Origin of the sequence: Sphingomonas aerolata (assembly GCF_023935825.1) — a bacterium.
Lineage (GTDB): Bacteria > Pseudomonadota > Alphaproteobacteria > Sphingomonadales > Sphingomonadaceae > Sphingomonas > Sphingomonas aerolata.
In genome coordinates, this window is the sequence record NZ_CP098762.1 from 1406902 (window position 1) to 1425830 (window position 18929).

Sequence of the window (18929 nt, forward strand, 5' to 3'; positions counted from 1 at the left end):
GGCCCCGTCAAAGGGGTCGGGCATGCGTCCGTCTCGCTGTCGGATGGCGGCGCAGATAGCTTCCGCGCCGACGGAACGCAAGGGGTGGGGCGGCAGCGCCCGCCGGGCGGCCCCGTCATGATCCGACTCGGCAGCGCATGAGGCGCGCTGCACCAGCCTTTCGCGCATGATTGAAAGCATAAGGGGATGCGTGGGAGGCGGGACCGGAAGGCGCGGGGGCGGGCGTTTGCGCCCTCTCCCCCGCCGGCCGTCAACCGGTGCCGGTCTTGCCGGCGGCGCCTCTCCTGCGTTTCTGTTATGTTTGCCGGCGTGACGGACCGTCATCGGTATATCAGCGCGCAGACCAAAAAAAAGGCCGGTCAAAGACCGGCGGTAAAAGTTTTAGGAGAGGATGCCTGAAAGGCACAGTCTTTGTGCATCGCAGCAGCGAATTTCACAACTGCGCAAATTGCATTATGAAATGCGTTTTATGCAATCGTGACAGGCGCAGTACGTGGGCCGCTGACCAATGGGTCACGGCAGCTGTCGATCGGCGATGTGGGAAGATCTGGCAGGAGTGCTCGGATTCGAACCGAGGGCCTTCGGTTTTGGAGACCGACGCTCTAACCAACTGAGCTACACTCCTGTGCGGTGGCGGGCTCTAGCGCCATGTCCGCGGCAGGGCAAGCACCTGTTCATGCCCGATGCACGATTGTGAAACGTGCAACCAATCCGGCGTCGGGTTCGGGGCAGGGTGGGGTGGATCCCCGTGTTGACCGCGGCTGACTCCTGACCTATAGGCGCGCCCTGTTCTTCGGGAGTCTTTCCCGCTGGGCATGCTTGAACATTGCTGGATGCATTCCAGGGCCTGAGGAGCGTTTTGCGCTTCCTAGGGTCCTTTTTGTATTCTCAGGCGCCTCAATGGCTCCAGCAAAGTAACCATTTGAAAGGTGAAGGCTTCAATGCCGACGATCAACCAGCTGGTCCGCAAGGGCCGCGATCCGCAGAAGGCCAAGTCGAAGGTCCCTGCGATGGAAGCCAACCCGCAGAAGCGCGGCGTTTGCACCCGCGTCTACACGACGACCCCGAAGAAGCCGAACTCGGCTCTGCGCAAGGTGGCCAAGGTTCGCCTGACCAACCAGCGCGAAGTCATCAGCTACATCCCGGGCGAGGGCCACAATCTTCAGGAGCATTCGGTTGTCCTGATCCGTGGCGGTCGTGTCCGCGATCTTCCCGGTGTTCGCTATCACGTCCTGCGCGGCGTGCTCGATACACAGGGTGTGAAGGACCGGCGTCAGTCGCGTTCCAAGTACGGCGCCAAGCGTCCGAAGTAAGCCGATCAATGCCAACCGACGCAAGTCGGCACTGGTATGTTTGATCACACAGGCTGAAGTTTAGAAGGAATATAAAATGGCACGTCGTCGTCGTCCCGAAAAGCGGGTCATCCTGCCTGATCCCAAGTTCGGGGATGAGGTTCTGTCGAAGTTCATGAACAGCGTCATGCTGGACGGCAAGAAGTCCGTCGCAGAGCTGATCGTGTACGGTGCATTCGAAACCGTCGAGAGCCGCGCCAAGCGCGACCCGATCGGCGTTTTCCACGATGCGCTGAACAACGTGAAGCCGGGCATCGAAGTCCGTTCGCGTCGCGTCGGTGGTGCAACCTACCAGGTTCCCGTCGAAGTGCGTCCCGAGCGTGCACAGGCGCTGGCGATCCGCTGGCTGATCGGTGCGGCACGTTCGCGCAGCGAGAACACGATGGCCGCACGGCTGTCGGGCGAGCTGATGGACGCGGCGAACAACCGCGGCAACGCGGTCAAGAAGCGCGAAGACACGCACCGGATGGCAGAAGCCAACCGTGCATTCTCGCACTACCGCTGGTAACAGCGGGCTTCGAAGCCTAGCATTGGTAACCGTGTCACGGGCGGCCTTTCGCCCGTAACGCAAACACCTATATATTGGGGAGCCGGCACGTTCGGCTCCCCATATCCTTAAGGAAGCACGATCATGGCCCGCAGCCATCCGCTCGACCGTTACCGCAACATCGGCATCATGGCGCACATCGACGCCGGCAAGACGACGACGACCGAGCGCATCCTCTATTACACCGGCAAGTCCTACAAGATCGGCGAAGTGCATGAAGGCACCGCGACGATGGACTGGATGGAGCAGGAGCAGGAGCGCGGGATCACGATCACGTCGGCTGCAACCACCTGCAAGTGGCGCGCCGAAGAAGGTAAGGGTGAAGAGCACCTTATCAACATCATCGACACCCCGGGCCACGTCGATTTCACGATCGAAGTCGAGCGTTCGCTGCGCGTCCTCGACGGTGCAGTCGCGTGCTTCGACGGCGTTGCCGGCGTCGAGCCGCAGTCCGAGACCGTGTGGCGTCAGGCCGACAAGTACGGCGTGCCGCGTATGTGCTTCGTCAACAAGCTCGACCGCACCGGTGCCGACTTCTATTTCTGCGTCGACTCGATCATCGAGCGTCTCGGCGCGCGTCCGGCGGTCCTGTACCTGCCGATCGGCATGGAAGGCGGCTTCAAGGGCCTGGTCGACCTCGTCGAGAACCGCGCGATCATCTGGCTCGAAGAGAGCCTGGGCGCGAAGTTCGAATATCAGGACATCCCGGCGGACATGGCCGACAAGGCCGCGAAGTATCGCAGCGACCTGATCGAGATGGCTGTCGAGCAGGACGATGCTCTGATGGAAGCCTATCTTGAGGGTAACGAGCCCAGCGTCGCCGACCTCAAGAAGCTGATCCGCAAGGGTACGCTCAGCATGGCGTTCGTCCCCGTGGTCTGCGGTTCGGCGTTCAAGAACAAGGGCGTCCAGCCCCTGCTCGACGCCGTGGTCGACTATCTGCCGTCGCCGCTCGACGTTCCCGCGATTCAGGGTCTGAAGCTCGACGGCGTGACGCCGGACGAGCGTCCTTCGTCGGACGAGGTTCCGTTCTCGGCACTGGCGTTCAAGATCATGAACGATCCGTTCGTCGGCACGCTGACCTTCGCCCGCATCTATTCGGGCAAGCTGGAGACCGCATCGCAGGTCACCAACTCGGTCAAGGACAAGAAGGAAAAGGTCGGCCGCATGCTGCTCATGCATGCGAACAGCCGTGAGGACATCCAGGAAGCGTTCGCGGGCGACATCGTCGCTCTCGCAGGCCTCAAGGACACGACCACGGGCGACACGCTCTGCGCGATGAACGCACCGATCATCCTCGAGCGGATGGAATTCCCCGAGCCCGTGATCGAGCTGTCGGTGGAGCCGAAGACCAAGGCCGATCAGGAGAAGATGGGCGTCGCGCTCAATCGTCTCGCACGCGAGGATCCGTCGTTCCGCGTGTCGTCGGACCCCGAGTCGGGCCAGACCATCATCAAGGGCATGGGCGAGCTCCATCTCGAGATCCTGGTCGACCGCATGAAGCGTGAGTTCAAGGTCGAGGCCAATGTCGGTGCTCCTCAGGTCGCGTATCGCGAATATCTGAAGAAGCCGGTCGACGTCGACTACACGCACAAGAAGCAGTCGGGCGGCACCGGCCAGTTCGGTCGCGTGAAGGTCAAGGTCACGCCGGGCGAGCGCGGTTCGGGCATCACGTTCAAGGACGAGATCAAGGGCGGCAACATTCCGAAGGAATATCTGCCCGCGATCGAGAAGGGATTCCGCGAGACCGCTGCTTCGGGTTCGCTGGTCGGCTTCCCGATCATCGATTTCGAGATCGTGCTGTATGACGGCGCGTATCACGACGTCGACTCGTCGGCTCTGGCGTTCGAAATCTGTGCACGTGGCGCAATGCGCGAAGTGGCGCAGAAGTCGGGCATCACGCTGCTCGAGCCGGTCATGAAGGTTGAGGTCGTCACCCCGGAGGATTATCTGGGCGACGTCATCGGCGACATGAACAGCCGTCGTGGCCAGATCCAGGGCACCGACAGCCGCGGCAACGCGCAGACGGTCGAGGCGATGGTGCCACTGGCCAACATGTTCGGCTATGTGAACTCGCTCCGCTCGTTCACGCAGGGTCGCGCGCAATACTCGATGCAGTTCTCGCATTATGATGAAGTGCCGCAGAACGTCGCTGACGAGGTGAAGGCGAAACTGGCCTAACCCTTTAAGGGGGTAGGGCTAGCGTCAGGCTTTAACAGCCGCTATGGGGCCGCGTTCGCGCGGTTCCCGGTGTGGCACCGGAATACGAATCAGAAGGTAGGAAACAATGGCCAAGGCAAAATTTGAGCGGAACAAGCCGCATCTCAACATCGGCACCATCGGTCACGTCGATCATGGCAAGACGTCGCTCACCGCTGCGATCACGAAGGTTCTCGCCGAGACGACCGGCGGTACCGCTGTCGACTTCGCAAACATCGACAAGGCTCCCGAGGAGCGCGAGCGCGGCATCACGATCTCGACCGCACACGTCGAGTACGAGACGGCCAACCGTCACTACGCGCACGTCGATTGCCCGGGCCACGCCGATTATGTGAAGAACATGATCACCGGCGCAGCCCAGATGGACGGCGCGATCCTCGTCGTTTCGGCGACCGATGGCCCGATGCCGCAGACCCGTGAGCACATCCTGCTCGCACGCCAGGTCGGCGTGCCTGCGATGGTCGTGTTCATGAACAAGGTCGATCTGGTCGACGACGAGGAAATCCTCGAGCTGGTCGAGATGGAAATCCGCGAGCTGCTCAGCTCGTACGACTTCCCGGGCGACGACATCCCCGTCATCAAGGGTTCGGCCACCTGTGCGCTGTCGGGTTCGAACCAGAAGCTTGGCGCCGACGCCGTCACCGAGCTGATGCAGGCAGTCGACGACTACATCCCGCAGCCCGAGCGTCCGCTCGACAAGCCGTTCATGATGCCGATCGAGGACGTGTTCTCGATCTCGGGTCGTGGTACGGTCGTCACCGGCCGCGTCGAGACCGGCATCGTCAAGGTTGGCGAGGAAGTCGAGATCGTCGGTATCCACCCGACCGTTCGCAAGACCACGGTCACGGGCGTCGAGATGTTCCGCAAGCTGCTCGACCAGGGCCAGGCTGGTGATAACGTCGGCGCGCTGATCCGCGGCGTTGCACGTGACGAAGTCGAGCGTGGCCAGGTGCTCTGCAAGCCGGGCACGATCAAGCCGCACACCGATTTCAACTCGGAAGTCTACGTGCTGTCGAAGGAAGAGGGTGGCCGTCACACGCCGTTCTTCGCCAACTACCGCCCGCAGTTCTACTTCCGCACGACGGACGTGACCGGCACCGTCGAGCTGCCTGAGGGCACCGAGATGGTGATGCCAGGCGACAACGTGTCGCTCGGCATCAAGCTGATCGCACCGATCGCCATGGACGTGGGCCAGCGCTTCACGATCCGCGAAGGCGGCCGTACCGTCGGTGCAGGCGTCGTCAGCCAGATCGACAAGTAAGCATCCGCTCCTTCGGGAGATGATCGAAGAGCCCGGCTTCTCGCGAGAGAGGCCGGGCTTTTTCGTGTTCGGGGGCGGCCGCAGCATCGCCAAAGCGTTGGGCGGCAAGCATGCAATTGCCAGGATCCGGCGATCGGCTAGATTAGGCACGTCACAGGGGGCGGGGCTTATGCGTGCGCAATGTCAGTGCGGCCAATTCACGGTCGAGCTTCCGGGGCCATCGCCTGCCGTGGTGGCGTGTCACTGCATCGCCTGTCAGCGCCGAAGCGGATCGCCCTTTGGTGTTCTCGCCTATTATCTCGAGGACCTGCTCACTGTCGCCGGTGAGGGCAAACGGTTTGAGCGGGCGACGGACGAAGGCAATCGCTTCGAGACGGTCTTCTGCCCAGAGTGCGGATCAACGGTCTATGCGAGGACCGCCAAGCAACCGTCGATGATCGGGGTCGCCGTGGGCGCGATTGCCGATCCTACTTTCCCAGCTCCCGTTCGCTCTGTCTGGGAGGAATCGATGCATCACTGGGTGACTGTGCCGGGTGAAGTACAGCATTTCGCCAAAGGACGCGTGTAGGCGTCGGTTATCCGGCTGATCGGGCGCCCGCCCTAGGCCAAGGTAGCGCCAAAGGGGTCGGGTGGGGGTAGTCACGAGCCTATCGCCGCCGCGATGGGCGGCCTAAAATCGTCGTCGCCCTAGTTGCCTTTTCGGCGACTCTCCCGTAATGGCCCGCCTTCGGTTTAAACATCAACCAGCAAGAGCCCGGAAACGGGCCCGCTCTTTCGCATCGGTAGGGACTATGGACAGCAATATCCGCATTCGTCTGAAGGCGTTCGATCACCGCGTGCTCGATCAGGCCACCGGCGACATCGCCGACACCGCACGCCGCACCGGCGCGCTCATCCGCGGTCCGATTCCCCTTCCGACGCGCATCGAAAAATTCACCGTGAACCGCGGCCCGCACATCGACAAGAAGTCGCGCGAGCAGTTCGAGGTGCGCACGTACAAGCGTATGCTGGATATCGTCCAGCCGACGCCGCAGACGGTCGATGCGCTGATGAAGCTGGACCTCGCCGCTGGCGTTGACGTCGAGATCAAGCTCGCCTAAGGGCGAGCGCGGCGCGGTCGACCGGTAACGGTCCCGCGCCGTTCGACATTGGGATACCGCCGTCGGTGCAAACCGACGGGGCAGCGTCCCCCGTCACGCTCTCGCATTCGCAGGAGCACCAGCCCGGGACGGGGCGCGTTTCGTATTTACCGGGTTGATCCGACTCCATTCAGGGCTTTTGCCGGGGATGGGGTCAGGTGGATGCATCATGGAGCTTGCTCCGGACATGGTCCGCAAGCCCCCGAGGAATAGTCCGACGGGGCCTCTGTCTAGGAAGGGACAAGATCATGCGTACTGGCGTGATCGCGAAGAAGATGGGGATGACCCGCCTGTTCCAGGAAGATGGTCGGCATGTGCCGGTTACCGTTCTGGCACTTGAAGGCAATCAGGTCATTTCCGTTCGCGAAATGGATCGTGACGGCTACACCGCCGTCCAGCTTGGTGCAGGCGTTGCCAAGTCGAAGAATGTCGCAAAGCCGCAGCGCGGCCATTTCGGCAAGGCCGAAGTGGAGCCCAAGGCTGTCGTCCATGAGTTCCGTGTGAACGCAGACGGCCTGCTCGACGTTGGCGCCGAGATCTCGGCCGACCATTATGTCGCAGGCCAGATCGTCGATATCCAGGGCAAGACCCAGGGTAAGGGCTTCCAGGGCGGCATGAAGCGTTGGGGCTTCGGTGGTCTGCGGGCAACCCACGGCGTGTCGGTCTCGCACCGTTCGCTCGGTTCGACCGGTCAGCGCCAGGATCCGGGCAAGGTCTTCAAGAACAAGAAGATGGCCGGCCACATGGGCGACAAGTATCGCACCCAGCAGAACCTCGAGATCGTATCGACGGACGTCGAGCGTGGTCTCCTGTTCGTCAAGGGTTCGGTTCCTGGCTCCAAGGGCGGCTGGCTCTTCGTCAAGGACTCGGTCAAGGTCGCGCGCCACGCCGACGCACCGTTCCCCGCCGGTCTCAAGACCGCCAACAGCAACACCGCAGCAGACACGCCGGCCGAAACGACCGACGCACCTGCAGCCGACGGCCAGGAGGGCTGAGCGTGAAGATCAAGCTTTCATCTTTCGCCGGCACCGAGGGCGCGGACATCGAGCTCAACGACGAGATCTTCGGTCTCGATCCGCGCGCCGACATCCTGCACCGTGTGGTCACCTGGCAGCTCGAGAAGCGTCGCGAGACGGCTCGTGGCACCCGTGAGCGCGCAGACGTCGCTCGCACCGGCAAGAAGTTCGGTCGCCAGAAGGGCGGCGGTACGGCACGTCACGGCGATCGCCGCGCGCCTGTGTTCATCGGTGGTGGTAAGGCACACGGCGCTCGCGTCCGTGACTTCAACCCCTCGCTGAACAAGAAGGTTCGCGCGCTCGGCCTGCGAATGGCGCTCAGCAGCCACGCCAAGGCGGGTTCGCTGGTCATCATGGACAGCCTGGCTGTCGAGGGTGGCAAGACCAAGACGCTGCAGGGCGATCTCGCCAAGCTCGGCTTCGGCAAGCGTGCGCTCGTCATCGACGGCGACATGGTCGACACCAGCTTCGCATTCGCTGCGGGCAACCTGTACGAAGTGAACGTGATGCCGGCAGCCGGCGCCAACGTTTACGACATCCTGAAGCATGACACGCTGGTGCTGACGCGCGCCGCTGTCGAAAAGCTGGAGGCGCGCTTCCATGGCTAAGAAGCAGAAGGCGGGCATCGATAATCGTCATTACGACGTTATCCTCGCCCCGCACATCACCGAGAAGACGACGACCCTGTCGGAGCACAACGCGGTGGTGTTCAAGGTGTCCAACGACGCCACGAAGCCCGAGATCAAGGCGGCCGTAGAGGCGCTGTTCGACGTGAACGTCGTCGGCGTGAACACGCTCGTCCAGAAGGGCAAGACCAAGAAGTGGAAGGGCACGAACTACTCGCGCTCGGACATGAAAAAGGCAATCGTGACGTTGAAGGACGGTCAGTCCATCGACGTGACGACGGGGATCTGAGGCCATGGCACTCAAGCATTATAATCCGACATCGCCGGCACGCCGCGGTCTCATTCTGGTCGACAAGTCGTCGCTCTGGAAGGGCAAGCCCGTCAAGGCGCTGACCGAAGGCAAGCACAAGACCGGCGGTCGTAACAACAAGGGTCATGTGACCTCGCGCGGCATCGCCGGTGGTCACAAGCAGAAGTACCGCTACATCGACTTCAAGCGTCGCAAGTGGGACGTCGAAGGCACTGTCGAGCGGATCGAGTATGATCCCAACCGCACCGCGTTCATCGCCCTGGTCAAGTACCCGGACGAAGAGCTTGCCTACATCCTGGCGCCGCAGCGTCTGGCCGTTGGCGACAAGGTTCTCGCGGCCAAGAAGACCGACGTGAAGCCAGGCAATGCCATGGAACTCGGTCAGATGCCGGTCGGCACCATCGTCCACAATGTGGAGATGAAGCCGATGAAGGGTGGCCAGATCGCTCGCTCGGCCGGCACGTACGTGCAGGTCGTCGGTCGCGACAAGGGCATGGTGATGGTCCGCCTGAACTCGGGCGAGCAGCGCTACATCCGCAGCGATTGCATGGCGACGGTTGGCGCGGTCTCGAACCCCGACAACCAGAACCAGAACCTGGGCAAGGCAGGGCGTTCGCGCTGGCTTGGTATTCGTCCGCTGACGCGCGGCGTCGCCAAGAACCCGGTCGACCATCCGCACGGCGGTGGTGAAGGCCGCACCTCGGGTGGCCGTCATCCGGTCACGCCGTGGGGCAAGCCTACGAAGGGTGCGCGCACGCGTCACAACAAATCGACCGACAAGATGATCATCCGGTCGCGTCATTCGACGAAGAGGAAGGGCTAACATGGCTCGTTCAGTCTGGAAGGGTCCGTTCGTGGACCTTCATCTGCTCAAGAAGGCAGAAACCGCCCAGGACACCAACGCGCGTTCGCCGATCAAGACCTGGTCGCGTCGCTCGACGATCCTGCCGTCGTTCGTGGGCCTCACGTTCAACGTCTATAACGGCCGCAAGTTCGTGCCGGTCTCGGTCAACGAGGACATGGTCGGGATGAAGCTGGGCGAGTTCGCGCCCACGCGCTACTTCCCCGGCCACTCCGCCGACAAGAAGGGCAAGCGCTGATGTCTAAGCAAGTCAGCCCGCGCAAGGTCGCGGACAACGAGGCGCTTTCGGTCGGTACGCAGATCCGCGGTTCCGCGCAGAAGCTCGGCCTCGTCGCTGCGCTCATCCGTGGCAAGAAGGTCGGCGATGCGATGAACATCCTCGCCTTCTCGACCAAGGGCATGGCGATCGAAGCCCGCAAGGTGCTGGCCTCGGCCATCGCCAATGCGGAGAACAACCACAACCTCGACGTCGACTCGCTGGTCGTCGCCGAGGCATCGGTTGGCAAGTCGATCACGATGAAGCGCTTCGCGACCCGCGGCCGCGGCAAGTCGACCCGCATTCTCAAGCCATTCAGCCGTCTGCGCATCGTCGTGCGCGAGCAGGAAGAAGCATAATGGGTCAGAAGAGCAACCCCATCGGTCTGCGTCTGCAGATCAACCGTACCTGGGATAGCCGCTGGTACGCCGAAGGCGCCGACTATGGTCGGCTCCTGCTCGAGGATCTCAAGATCCGCGCATATATCATGAAGACGCTGCCGCAGGCCGCGATCTCCAAGGTTGTGATCGAGCGTCCGGCCAAGCTGGCCCGCATCTCCATCTTCGCTGCACGCCCCGGCGTGATCATCGGCAAGAAGGGTGCGGACATCGAGAAGCTGCGTTCGACGATCGGCAAGATGACGTCGTCGACCGTGTCGCTGAACATCGTCGAGATCCGCAAGCCGGAAGTCGATGCACGTCTCGTTGCACAGGGCATCGCCGATCAGCTCGAGCGTCGTATCGCCTTCCGTCGCGCCATGAAGCGTGCGGTTCAGTCGGCGATGCGTCTCGGTGCCGAAGGCATCCGCGTGAACTGCGGCGGCCGTCTTGGCGGCGCCGAGATCGCACGGTCGGAGAGCTATCGTGAGGGTCGGGTTCCGTTGCACACGCTGCGCGCGAACATCGATTATGCCGAGGCTACGGCGCACACGTCTTATGGCGTTTGCGGCGTGAAGGTCTGGGTCTTCAAGGGCGAGATTCTCGGCAACGATCCGACGTCGTACGACCGCATCATGATGGAGGCTCAGACCTCCGGCGTGCGGCCGCAGCGCGACGATCGTCGCTAAGGGGCAGGAACAGACATGCTGCAACCAAAAAAGACCAAGTTCCGGAAGGCCTTCAAGGGCAAGATTTCGGGCGACGCCAAGAGTGGCTTCTCGCTCAATTTCGGCTCCTACGGCCTGAAGGCCATGGAGCCCGACCGGATCACCGCACGTCAGATCGAGGCGGCACGCCGTGCGATCACGCGTCACATGAAGCGCCAGGGGCGTTTGTGGATCCGCATTTTCCCAGACCTTCCGGTCTCGGGAAAGCCAGCCGAAGTCCGCATGGGTAAGGGCAAGGGCGCGCCGGAATATTGGGCCGCTCGAGTCAAGCCGGGTCGGATCCTGTTCGAGCTCGACGGCGTCGACGGCAAGATCGCCGCCGAGGCATTCGAGCGGGCGGCCATGAAGCTGCCGATCAAGGTAAAGGTCGTTGCCCGCCTGGGCGACACCTCGCATCTGGGAGGCGAGTAAGATCATGGCTCGTATCGACGACATGAAGGCCAAGAGCGACGACCAGCTGTCGGAGTCGCTTGGCGAACTGAAGCGCGAGCAGTTCAACCTGCGCTTCCAGGCCGCCACGAACCAGCTCGAAAAGCCGAGCCGCGTTCGTGAGGTCCGCCGCGACATCGCTCGCATCAAGACCCTGCAGGCTCAGCGCACCAGCGCTGACGCCGCGAAGTAAGGAACACATCATGCCGAAGCGCGTGCTGACCGGTCTGGTCGTGTCCGACAAGGGCGACAAGACGGTGGTCGTGAACGTCGAGCGTAAGGTGAAGCACCCGCTCTACGGGAAGATCATCCGTCGCTCGAAGAAGTATCATGCTCATGACGAGAGCAACGAGTTCAAGCAGGGCGAGACCGTGCGGATCGAAGAGACCGCACCGATCTCCAAGCTGAAGACCTGGAAGGTGATCGAGCGGGTCAACACCCACGCGACGCCGGAGCGGGCTTCGGCCGAGGGCTGAATCAAACATGAGGGCAGGGGGGCAACTCCCTGCGCTCTTGTTTTCGTAAACGGGAACGGCTAAGCGGCCGCTCCTCCCCGTTGCGGATTCGTCCGCGGCGGGGTGATTTTTTAGGCGGGGTTCGGTCGGTATCGACCCCAGAGACAGAGAAGGGATACGGATCCATGATCCAGATGCAGTCCAATCTCGACGTCGCTGACAACAGCGGCGCGAAGCGGGTGCAGTGCATCAAGGTGCTTGGGGGTTCCAAGCGTCGTGTTGCAGGCGTTGGCGACATCATCGTCGTCAGCATCAAGGAAGCGCAGCCACGGGGCCGCGTGAAGAAGGGCGACGTTCACCGCGCGGTGATCGTTCGTACCGCCAAGGATATCCGCCGTGCAGACGGTACGGTCATCCGCTTCGACGGTAACGCCGCGGTGCTGGTCAACAAGAACGAGGAGCCGATCGGCACCCGTATCTTCGGCCCAGTCGTTCGCGAGCTGCGTGGCAAGAAGCACATGAAGATCATCAGCCTTGCGCCGGAGGTGCTGTAATGGCGAGCCAGCGTATCAAGAAGGGTGACAAGGTCATCATCCTGTCCGGCAAGGACAAGGGCAAGACCGGCGAAGTCACGATGTCGATGCCGAAGACCGACAAGGTCGTCGTCTCGGGCGTGAACATCGCCGTGCGCCACACCAAGCCGACCCAGGGTGACCCGCAGGGTGGCCTGGTTCGCAAGGAAGCACCGATGCACGTCTCGAAGGTCGCGCACGTGACCGCCGACGGCAAGCCGACCCGCGTCCGCTTCGAGGAGCAGGATGGCAAGAAGGTCCGCGTGGCCGTCAAGACCGGGGAGAAGATCAATGGTTGATCAGAACACCGCCGCTGGCACCGAGGCCGCCTACACGCCGCGCATGCGGAAGATGTATGATGAGACGATCATCAAGGCGATGACCGAGAAGTTCGGCTACAAGAACGTCATGGAGATCCCCCGGATCGACAAGATCGTGCTGAACATGGGTGTCGGCGAAGCGACGCAGGACAAGAAGAAGGTCGACCAGGCAGCCCAGGAAATGGAGCTGATCGCCGGCCAGAAGCCCGTCGTGACGAAGGCCAAGAAGTCGATCGCGCAGTTCAAGCTGCGTGAGGGCATGCCGATCGGCGTGAAGGTTACCCTTCGCCGCGAGCGCATGTACGAGTTTCTCGACCGTTTCATCACGATCGCTCTTCCCCGCGTCCGCGATTTCCGCGGTCTCAACCCGAAGAGCTTCGATGGCCGTGGCAACTATGCCTGCGGTATCAAGGAGCAGATCGTGTTCCCAGAAATCAGCTATGACCGGGTCGACAAGGTCCGCGGCATGGATGTGATCGTGACGACGACCGCCAAGACCGACGACGAGGCTCGCGAGCTTCTCCGTCTCTTCGGCTTCCCGTTCCCGATCGAAGACGACGCTGCCGACGAGAAGAAGGCAGCTTAACTACCAACCGCCGCCCCTGACCTCGTGTCACGGGCGGCGCTTCAGGAAAGAAAGAACTTAAGTCGATGGCGAAACTGAGTTCAGTCAACAAGAACGAGCGCCGCAAGCGCATGGTCAAGCAGTATGCCCCGAAGTACGCGGCACTGAAGGCAATCGCAGCGGACAAGACGCTCGACGATGGGGAGCGTCTGATCGCTCGCCTCAAGATGGCGGCAATCCCGCGCAACGCGAACCCGACCCGCATCCGTAACCGGTGCGAGTTGACCGGTCGCCCGCGCGCCTATTACCGCAAGTTCCGGCTCTGCCGTATTCAGCTGCGCGATCTGGCCAACAAGGGCCTGATCCCCGGCGTCACGAAGTCGAGCTGGTAAGGACTACATCATGGCAGTGACCGATCCCCTGGGTGATTTGCTCACCCGTATCCGTAATGGCCAGCGCGCGAAGAAGGACTCCGTCCTGACTCCGGCGTCGAAGCTGCGCGTCCGCGTGCTCGACGTTCTGCAGCGTGAAGGCTATATCCGTGGCTATAGCGAAGAGCAGATGGGCCCCGCGGCCGGCCTTCGCATCGAGCTGAAGTATTTCGAGGGCCAGCCTGCGATCAAGCATGTCGCGCGCGTCTCGAAGCCCGGCCGTCGCGTCTATTCCGGCTCGCAGGAACTTCCCCGCGTCCGCAACGGCCTCGGCATCACCATCGTCTCGACGCCCCGCGGCGTGCTTTCGGATTCCGAAGCACGTGAGCAGAACGTCGGCGGCGAAGTCCTCGCGGAGGTGTTCTGATGAGCCGTATTGGTAAGAAGCCGGTCACCGTACCGGCGGGCATCACGCCGACGATCGAGGGCAAGCAGCTGACGATGAAGGGCCCCAAGGGGACCCTGAAGATGCCGCTGCGCGACGAAATCAGCTACACGATCGAAGACGGCGGCATTTCGGTGCAGCCGGCCAACGACACCAAGCGCGCTCGCGCGTTCTGGGGCATGCAGCGGACCATGGTGCAGAACCTGGTCACCGGCGTGTCGGAAGGCTTCACCAAGAAGCTGCTGATCAGCGGCGTCGGCTATCGTGCCGCAGCCCAGGGTCGCAACCTCAAGCTGCAGCTCGGCTACAGCCATGACGTCAACATCGACGTGCCCGAGGGCATCGAGGTGAAGACGCCGGACAACACGACGATCGAGATCTCGGGTTCGGACAAGCAGATGGTTGGCCAGCTGGCCGCGGAGATTCGTCAGTGGCGCAAGCCCGAGCCGTACAAGGGCAAGGGCATCAAGTACGACGGCGAGTTCATCTTCCGCAAGGAAGGGAAGAAGAAGTAATGACCAAGGGACTTTCTCTTTTCGCCAAGCGGCGTCGCCGCAACCGTACCGCGCTGCGCGCACGCGCCGGCACCCGTCCGCGCCTGTCCGTGCATCGCTCGGGCAAGCACATCTATGCCCAGGTGATCGACGATGCCGCCGGCACGACGGTCGCTTCGGCCTCGACGCTGGAGAAGGACGTGCGCGGCACGTCCGGCGCCAACATCGACGCGGCGACTTCGGTCGGCAAGCGCGTCGCCGAGGCTGCCAAGGCAGCGGGCGTGACCCAGGTCGTGTTCGATCGCGGCGGCTTCCTCTACCACGGTCGCGTGAAGGCTCTTGCCGATGCCGCGCGCGAAGCCGGATTGGAGTTCTAAGACATGGCTGACGAAAACAACACGCCAGCGGTAATCGCACCCGAGACGACCGCACAGGACGTCACGGCTCAGAACGTGCCCCAGAGCACCGGATACCAGGGCAACAGCGGCGGTGGCCGTGGTCGTCCCGGTGGCGGCGGCGGTGGCGGTCGTGGTGGCCCCGGCGGCAACCGTGGCGGTGGCCCCGGTGGCAACCGTGGTGGTCGCGATGGCGGTCGTGGCGGTCGTGACAATCGTGGCGGTCGTCCGGGTTCGGACGATGGCGGCGAAGAGCTGATCGAGAAGCTGGTGCACATCAACCGCGTCTCGAAGACGGTCAAGGGCGGCAAGCGCTTCGGCTTTGCGGCACTCGTCGTCGTCGGCGACGGCAAGGGCCGTGCAGGCTTCGGTCATGGCAAGGCACGCGAAGTGCCGGAAGCCATTTCGAAGGCGACGGCAGCTGCCAAGAAGAAGATGGTTCGCGTTCCGCTCAAGGACGGTCGCACGCTGCATCATGACGGCAACGGTCACTTCGGTGCCGGCAAGGTCACGCTGCGGTCGGCGCCTCAGGGTACGGGCATCATCGCCGGTGGCCCGATGCGCGCCGTCTTCGAGTCGCTGGGCGTTGCAGACGTCGTGACCAAGTCGGTCGGCACGTCGAACCCCTACAACATGATCCGCGCAACGTTCGAAGCCCTTGGCGAGCAGACCTCGCCCAAGGCCGTCGCACAGCGTCGCGGCAAGAAGATCGCCGACCTGCTCGGCCATGGTGGTTCGAAGACCGCCGAGGCCGATGCAGCTGCGATCACGGAGTAAGCGATCATGGCTACCATCAAGATCACGCAGACCGGTTCGCCGATCCGCCGCGAGAAGGACCAGCGCGCAACGCTGGTCGGTCTCGGCCTGAACAAGATGCACAAGACCCGCGAGCTGGAAGACAGCCCAGAGGTCCGCGGCATGATCCGCAAGGTGCAGCACATGGTGTCGGTCGAAGGCTGAGCCTTCACGACCCACGTGACAAATACGGGAAAGGGGGCTAACGGCCCCCTTTCTTATTCCAGAATCCAACCCGGTTTTTCAACCAGCGCGTAACAAGCGAAAGCGAGTGCATTACCATGAAGCTCAACGAACTCCGCGATAACGAAGGTGCCCGTAAGTCCAAGATGCGCGTCGGACGCGGCATCGGCTCGGGCAAGGGCAAGACCGGCGGCCGCGGCCAGAAGGGCCAGAAGAGCCGCGAGGGCGTGTCCATCGCCGGCTTCGAAGGCGGTCAGATGCCGCTCCACATGCGTCTGCCTAAGCGCGGCTTCAACAACATCTTCCGCAAGGACTTTGCAGAGGTCAACCTCGGCGCGATCCAGCTCGCGGTCGATGCCGGCAAGATCGAGGCGAACGCCACGCTCGACCACAACGCGCTCAAGGCCGCTGGCCTGGCACGCGGCGGCAAGGACGGCGTCCGCCTCCTCGCCAAGGGCGAGCTGACCACGGTCCTCTCGTTCACCGTCGACGGCGCGTCGAAGGGCGCGATCGAGGCGGTCGAGAAGATCGGCGGCAAGGTCGAGGTGATCCACTTCGTCCCCGCAGCCGAGAAGGCTGCCGCCAAGAAGGGCGTGAAGTACAAGGAGCGTGCGGCGCACAAGGCGTCGTTCAAGGCCTGAGCTGAACGAGAAAGGGGGCGGGTGCGAGAGCGCCGGCCCCTTTTTTTTATTTGCCTGACGTGGCGCCTTCCTGTCGCCCGCTTCCGACCCGCCCGTTTTTCGAGACCACCCTTCCTCCGTTCGCCCTGAGCGTAGTCGAAGGGTACGTCACCTGGGGCAACGTCCTGCGACTTCGCTGAGGACGAACGGGGCAGGGGGCGACCGAGCGCCCCTCGGGCTCGCATAACGCACCTAGGCATTAGACAAGCGCGCTCCTGCGCCTATATGAGCGGCGGGGGCGGTCACAACGCTTCCCGCCTTCTTTGTTTCCAGGACGATCACACGTATGGCATCCGCAGCCGACCAGATGGCGCAAAGCGTCAGCCTGTCCAAATTCGCCAAGGCGACCGATCTCAAGAAGCGGTTGTGGTTCACGATCGGCGCCCTGATCGTCTTCCGCCTGCTCAGCTATGTCCCGTTGCCGGGTGTCGACCCGACCGCGCTGGGGCTGTTGTCGCAGCAGACGCAGGGCGGCGTGCTCGACTTCTTCAACACCTTCTCGGGTGGCTCGCTCAGCCGCATGTCGCTGATCGCGCTTGGCGTGATGCCCTACATCACCGCCTCGATCGTGGTGCAGCTCGCGACTTCGCTGAGCCCCACGCTCGCCGCGATCAAGAAGGACGGCGAATCGGGCCGCAAGCGCCTGAACCAGTATACCCGCTACGGCACGGTCGGCCTGACCGCGGTGCAGGGCTATTTCATCGCCGTCGGGCTCGAGACGCTCGGCGCGAACCAGGGCATCGCCGCGGTGATTGAACCGGGTATGACGTTCCGCATCGCGGCGGTCATCTCGCTGATCGGCGGCACGATGTTCCTGATGTGGCTGGGTGAGCAGATCACCAGCCGCGGCATCGGCAACGGCGTCTCGCTGATCATCATGGCGGGCATCGTCGCGCATCTGCCGACGACCTTGGTCAACCTGCTCGAGGGTGGCCGTTCGGGCAGCCTCGACCCGATCAAGCTGATCGGCATCATCGTCGCGGTCGTCCTGCTCGTCCTGTTCATCTGCTTCATGGAGCGCGCGCAGCGTCGCATCCTGATCCAGTATCCCAAGCGCCAGACGCAGCGCGGGATGCAGGCCGATCGCAGCCATCTGCCGCTGAAGATCAACACCGCGGGTGTCATCCCGCCGATCTTCGCCTCGTCGCTGCTGCTGATGCCGCTGACGATCTCGCAGTTCGCGGGTCAGCGCGTTGCAGGTGAGTCGCAGTGGGGCGATTTCATCATCACGCTCAACCAGTATCTGCAGCACGGCAGCCCTGTTTACATGCTGCTCTACGGCGCCGGCATCATCTTCTTCTCGTTCTTCTACACCGCGATCGTGTTCAATCCCGAAGAGACGGCGGACAATCTGAAGCGGCATGGCGGGTTCATCCCCGGCATCCGTCCGGGCAAGAACACCGAGAACTACTTCGATTATGTTCTGACGCGCATCACCGTCATCGGTGCCGCCTATCTGACGATCATCTGCCTGCTGCCCGAATATCTGGTCACGGCGCTGTCGATCCCCTTCTATCTCGGCGGGACCAGCCTGCTGATCGTCGTCAACGTGACGATGGATACGGTGACACAGATCCAGAGCCATCTGCTCGCGCATCAATATGGCGACCTGATCAAGAAGGCGAAGCTGAAGGGCGGTCGACTTCGCTAAGTTGCGGGGTTACCGGTTTATAATCCTGCACGAACGAGGGGAGTGCGTTTCGTGAATATCATCCTTCTTGGCCCGCCAGGTGCGGGCAAGGGCACGCAGGCCGCGACGCTCGTGGCCGAACGCGGCATGGTCCAGCTGTCCACCGGCGACATGCTGCGTGCTGCGGTCGCAGCGGAATCGCCCGTCGGCCTTCAGGCGAAAGCCGTGATGGCCGCCGGGGGCCTGGTCAGCGACGACATCGTGTCGGGCATCATCGGCGAGCGGCTCGACCAGCCCGATACCGCAAACGGCGTGATCTTTGACGGCTATCCGCGCACTGCGGCCCAGGCCGAGGCGCTCGACGGGCTGCTCGCGGCTCGCGGGCGTACTCTCGACTACGTGATCGAGCTCGGGGTCGACGAGGCCGCGCTTATCGACCGCGTGGTCGGCCGGTATACCTGTGCCAACTGCGGCGCCGGCTATCACGATCGGTTCAAGCAGCCGGCGGTTGCCGGGGTCTGCGACGTGTGCGGCTCGACCGAGTTCAAGCGCCGTCCCGACGACAATGCCGAAACCGTCAAGACGCGGATGGCCGAATATCGCGCCAAGACCGCGCCGATCCTGCCGATCTACGATGCGCGCGGGCTTGTGCGCCGCGTCGACGGGATGGCGGATATTGGCCATGTCGGCGTCGCGATCGCAGCGATCCTCGACGACCGCTGATTATACGATCACCGACCCGAACATGACAGGTTTGTCATGTTCGGGTCATCCCCCTGTCGAGTGCCCGATCCTAAGAGACGCGTGTCGCCCGAACGAGCGGCGCGAGTTTCCAGAGATCGGTGCCCGTCACTCCCGGGGGTACCGTGGGGGCCGGCGGGAAGTGATTTCCGCCGGCCTT

Annotated in this window: 28 protein-coding genes and 1 tRNA gene; 28 read left to right on the forward strand and 1 reads right to left on the reverse strand. The window is 62.9% G+C overall.

Features of this window, described 5'->3' with window-relative positions; all coding sequences use genetic code 11:
• Window positions 1-548: 548 nt before the first annotated feature.
• Window positions 549-625, reverse strand: a tRNA-Trp gene (locus NEF64_RS06575).
• A gap of 316 nt (window positions 626-941) precedes the next feature.
• On the opposite strand from NEF64_RS06575, the gene rpsL reads away from it, so the two are divergent.
• From rpsL to NEF64_RS06715, 28 genes are all read left to right on the forward strand, one after another.
• Window positions 942-1313 (forward strand): 30S ribosomal protein S12, encoded by a 372-nt coding sequence (rpsL, locus tag NEF64_RS06580; RefSeq protein WP_010164594.1) that lies wholly within the window; start codon window positions 942-944, stop codon window positions 1311-1313.
• Between the two features lie 76 nt (window positions 1314-1389).
• Window positions 1390-1860, forward strand: a complete 471-nt coding sequence (gene rpsG / locus NEF64_RS06585; protein ID WP_031393769.1) for a 30S ribosomal protein S7 — start codon at window positions 1390-1392, stop codon at window positions 1858-1860.
• A 123-nt stretch (window positions 1861-1983) separates the two neighbouring features.
• Window positions 1984-4080 carry an elongation factor G gene (gene fusA, locus NEF64_RS06590; protein WP_031393768.1) on the forward strand — a complete coding sequence of 699 codons (2097 nt, stop codon included), beginning with the start codon at window positions 1984-1986 and terminating at the stop codon, window positions 4078-4080.
• Window positions 4081-4186: 106 nt separating this feature from the next.
• Window positions 4187-5380, forward strand: coding sequence for an elongation factor Tu (tuf, locus tag NEF64_RS06595; RefSeq protein ID WP_031393767.1), 1194 nt, complete (start codon window positions 4187-4189; stop codon window positions 5378-5380).
• A gap of 19 nt (window positions 5381-5399) precedes the next feature.
• Window positions 5400-5948 (forward strand): GFA family protein, encoded by a 549-nt coding sequence (locus tag NEF64_RS06600; RefSeq protein WP_200912173.1) that lies wholly within the window; start codon window positions 5400-5402, stop codon window positions 5946-5948.
• Between the two features lie 223 nt (window positions 5949-6171).
• The gene (gene rpsJ, locus NEF64_RS06605) at window positions 6172-6480 is read left to right on the forward strand and encodes a 30S ribosomal protein S10 (RefSeq protein ID WP_007406109.1); all 309 of its coding nucleotides are present in this window, start codon (window positions 6172-6174) and stop codon (window positions 6478-6480) included.
• A 287-nt stretch (window positions 6481-6767) separates the two neighbouring features.
• Window positions 6768-7514, forward strand: a complete 747-nt coding sequence (gene rplC, locus NEF64_RS06610; protein ID WP_056406239.1) for a 50S ribosomal protein L3 — start codon at window positions 6768-6770, stop codon at window positions 7512-7514.
• A gap of 2 nt (window positions 7515-7516) precedes the next feature.
• Window positions 7517-8143, forward strand: coding sequence for a 50S ribosomal protein L4 (rplD, locus tag NEF64_RS06615; RefSeq protein ID WP_031393764.1), 627 nt, complete (start codon window positions 7517-7519; stop codon window positions 8141-8143).
• Window positions 8136-8450 carry a 50S ribosomal protein L23 gene (locus NEF64_RS06620; RefSeq protein ID WP_031393763.1) on the forward strand — a complete coding sequence of 105 codons (315 nt, stop codon included), beginning with the start codon at window positions 8136-8138 and terminating at the stop codon, window positions 8448-8450. The genes rplD and NEF64_RS06620 overlap by 8 nt, the downstream gene beginning before the upstream one ends.
• 4 nt (window positions 8451-8454) lie before the next feature.
• Entirely contained in the window at window positions 8455-9294 is an 840-nt protein-coding gene (rplB, locus tag NEF64_RS06625; RefSeq protein WP_031393762.1) for a 50S ribosomal protein L2, read from the forward strand.
• A 1-nt stretch (window position 9295) separates the two neighbouring features.
• A complete protein-coding gene (gene rpsS / locus NEF64_RS06630; RefSeq protein WP_031393761.1) occupies window positions 9296-9571 on the forward strand; it encodes a 30S ribosomal protein S19 in 276 nt (91 codons plus the stop codon).
• The gene (gene rplV, locus NEF64_RS06635; protein ID WP_037529220.1) at window positions 9571-9948 is read left to right on the forward strand and encodes a 50S ribosomal protein L22; all 378 of its coding nucleotides are present in this window, start codon (window positions 9571-9573) and stop codon (window positions 9946-9948) included. Before rpsS ends, rplV begins: the two co-directional genes overlap by 1 nt.
• Window positions 9948-10655: a 30S ribosomal protein S3 gene (rpsC, locus tag NEF64_RS06640; RefSeq protein WP_031393759.1), complete on the forward strand. Its 708-nt coding sequence runs from the start codon at window positions 9948-9950 to the stop codon at window positions 10653-10655. Before rplV ends, rpsC begins: the two co-directional genes overlap by 1 nt.
• A 15-nt stretch (window positions 10656-10670) precedes the next feature.
• A complete protein-coding gene (rplP, locus tag NEF64_RS06645; RefSeq protein WP_031393758.1) occupies window positions 10671-11105 on the forward strand; it encodes a 50S ribosomal protein L16 in 435 nt (144 codons plus the stop codon).
• Window positions 11106-11109: 4 nt separating this feature from the next.
• A complete protein-coding gene (gene rpmC, locus NEF64_RS06650; protein ID WP_031393757.1) occupies window positions 11110-11316 on the forward strand; it encodes a 50S ribosomal protein L29 in 207 nt (68 codons plus the stop codon).
• A 10-nt stretch (window positions 11317-11326) separates the two neighbouring features.
• On the forward strand, window positions 11327-11599 hold the full coding sequence (gene rpsQ / locus NEF64_RS06655) for a 30S ribosomal protein S17 (protein ID WP_031393756.1): 273 nt from the start codon (window positions 11327-11329) through the stop codon (window positions 11597-11599).
• A 164-nt stretch (window positions 11600-11763) separates the two neighbouring features.
• Entirely contained in the window at window positions 11764-12132 is a 369-nt protein-coding gene (gene rplN / locus NEF64_RS06660; protein WP_031393755.1) for a 50S ribosomal protein L14, read from the forward strand.
• Entirely contained in the window at window positions 12132-12449 is a 318-nt protein-coding gene (gene rplX / locus NEF64_RS06665; protein WP_031393754.1) for a 50S ribosomal protein L24, read from the forward strand. The genes rplN and rplX overlap by 1 nt, the downstream gene beginning before the upstream one ends.
• A complete protein-coding gene (gene rplE / locus NEF64_RS06670; RefSeq protein ID WP_042466294.1) occupies window positions 12442-13056 on the forward strand; it encodes a 50S ribosomal protein L5 in 615 nt (204 codons plus the stop codon). The genes rplX and rplE overlap by 8 nt, the downstream gene beginning before the upstream one ends.
• Before the next feature lie 65 nt (window positions 13057-13121).
• A complete protein-coding gene (gene rpsN, locus NEF64_RS06675; protein ID WP_031393752.1) occupies window positions 13122-13427 on the forward strand; it encodes a 30S ribosomal protein S14 in 306 nt (101 codons plus the stop codon).
• A gap of 10 nt (window positions 13428-13437) precedes the next feature.
• A complete protein-coding gene (gene rpsH / locus NEF64_RS06680; protein WP_031393751.1) occupies window positions 13438-13833 on the forward strand; it encodes a 30S ribosomal protein S8 in 396 nt (131 codons plus the stop codon).
• A complete protein-coding gene (gene rplF / locus NEF64_RS06685; RefSeq protein ID WP_031393750.1) occupies window positions 13833-14366 on the forward strand; it encodes a 50S ribosomal protein L6 in 534 nt (177 codons plus the stop codon). The genes rpsH and rplF overlap by 1 nt, the downstream gene beginning before the upstream one ends.
• On the forward strand, window positions 14366-14722 hold the full coding sequence (rplR, locus tag NEF64_RS06690) for a 50S ribosomal protein L18 (RefSeq protein ID WP_031393749.1): 357 nt from the start codon (window positions 14366-14368) through the stop codon (window positions 14720-14722). The genes rplF and rplR overlap by 1 nt, the downstream gene beginning before the upstream one ends.
• Before the next feature lie 3 nt (window positions 14723-14725).
• Window positions 14726-15517 (forward strand): 30S ribosomal protein S5, encoded by a 792-nt coding sequence (gene rpsE, locus NEF64_RS06695; protein ID WP_043156692.1) that lies wholly within the window; start codon window positions 14726-14728, stop codon window positions 15515-15517.
• 6 nt (window positions 15518-15523) lie between these two features.
• A complete protein-coding gene (rpmD, locus tag NEF64_RS06700) occupies window positions 15524-15700 on the forward strand; it encodes a 50S ribosomal protein L30 (RefSeq protein ID WP_031393747.1) in 177 nt (58 codons plus the stop codon).
• 116 nt (window positions 15701-15816) lie between these two features.
• Window positions 15817-16359, forward strand: coding sequence for a 50S ribosomal protein L15 (gene rplO / locus NEF64_RS06705; protein ID WP_031393746.1), 543 nt, complete (start codon window positions 15817-15819; stop codon window positions 16357-16359).
• 325 nt (window positions 16360-16684) lie between these two features.
• On the forward strand, window positions 16685-18049 hold the full coding sequence (gene secY, locus NEF64_RS06710; RefSeq protein ID WP_031393745.1) for a preprotein translocase subunit SecY: 1365 nt from the start codon (window positions 16685-16687) through the stop codon (window positions 18047-18049).
• A gap of 51 nt (window positions 18050-18100) precedes the next feature.
• Window positions 18101-18751 carry an adenylate kinase gene (locus tag NEF64_RS06715; RefSeq protein ID WP_037529375.1) on the forward strand — a complete coding sequence of 217 codons (651 nt, stop codon included), beginning with the start codon at window positions 18101-18103 and terminating at the stop codon, window positions 18749-18751.
• Window positions 18752-18929: the final 178 nt, after the last annotated feature.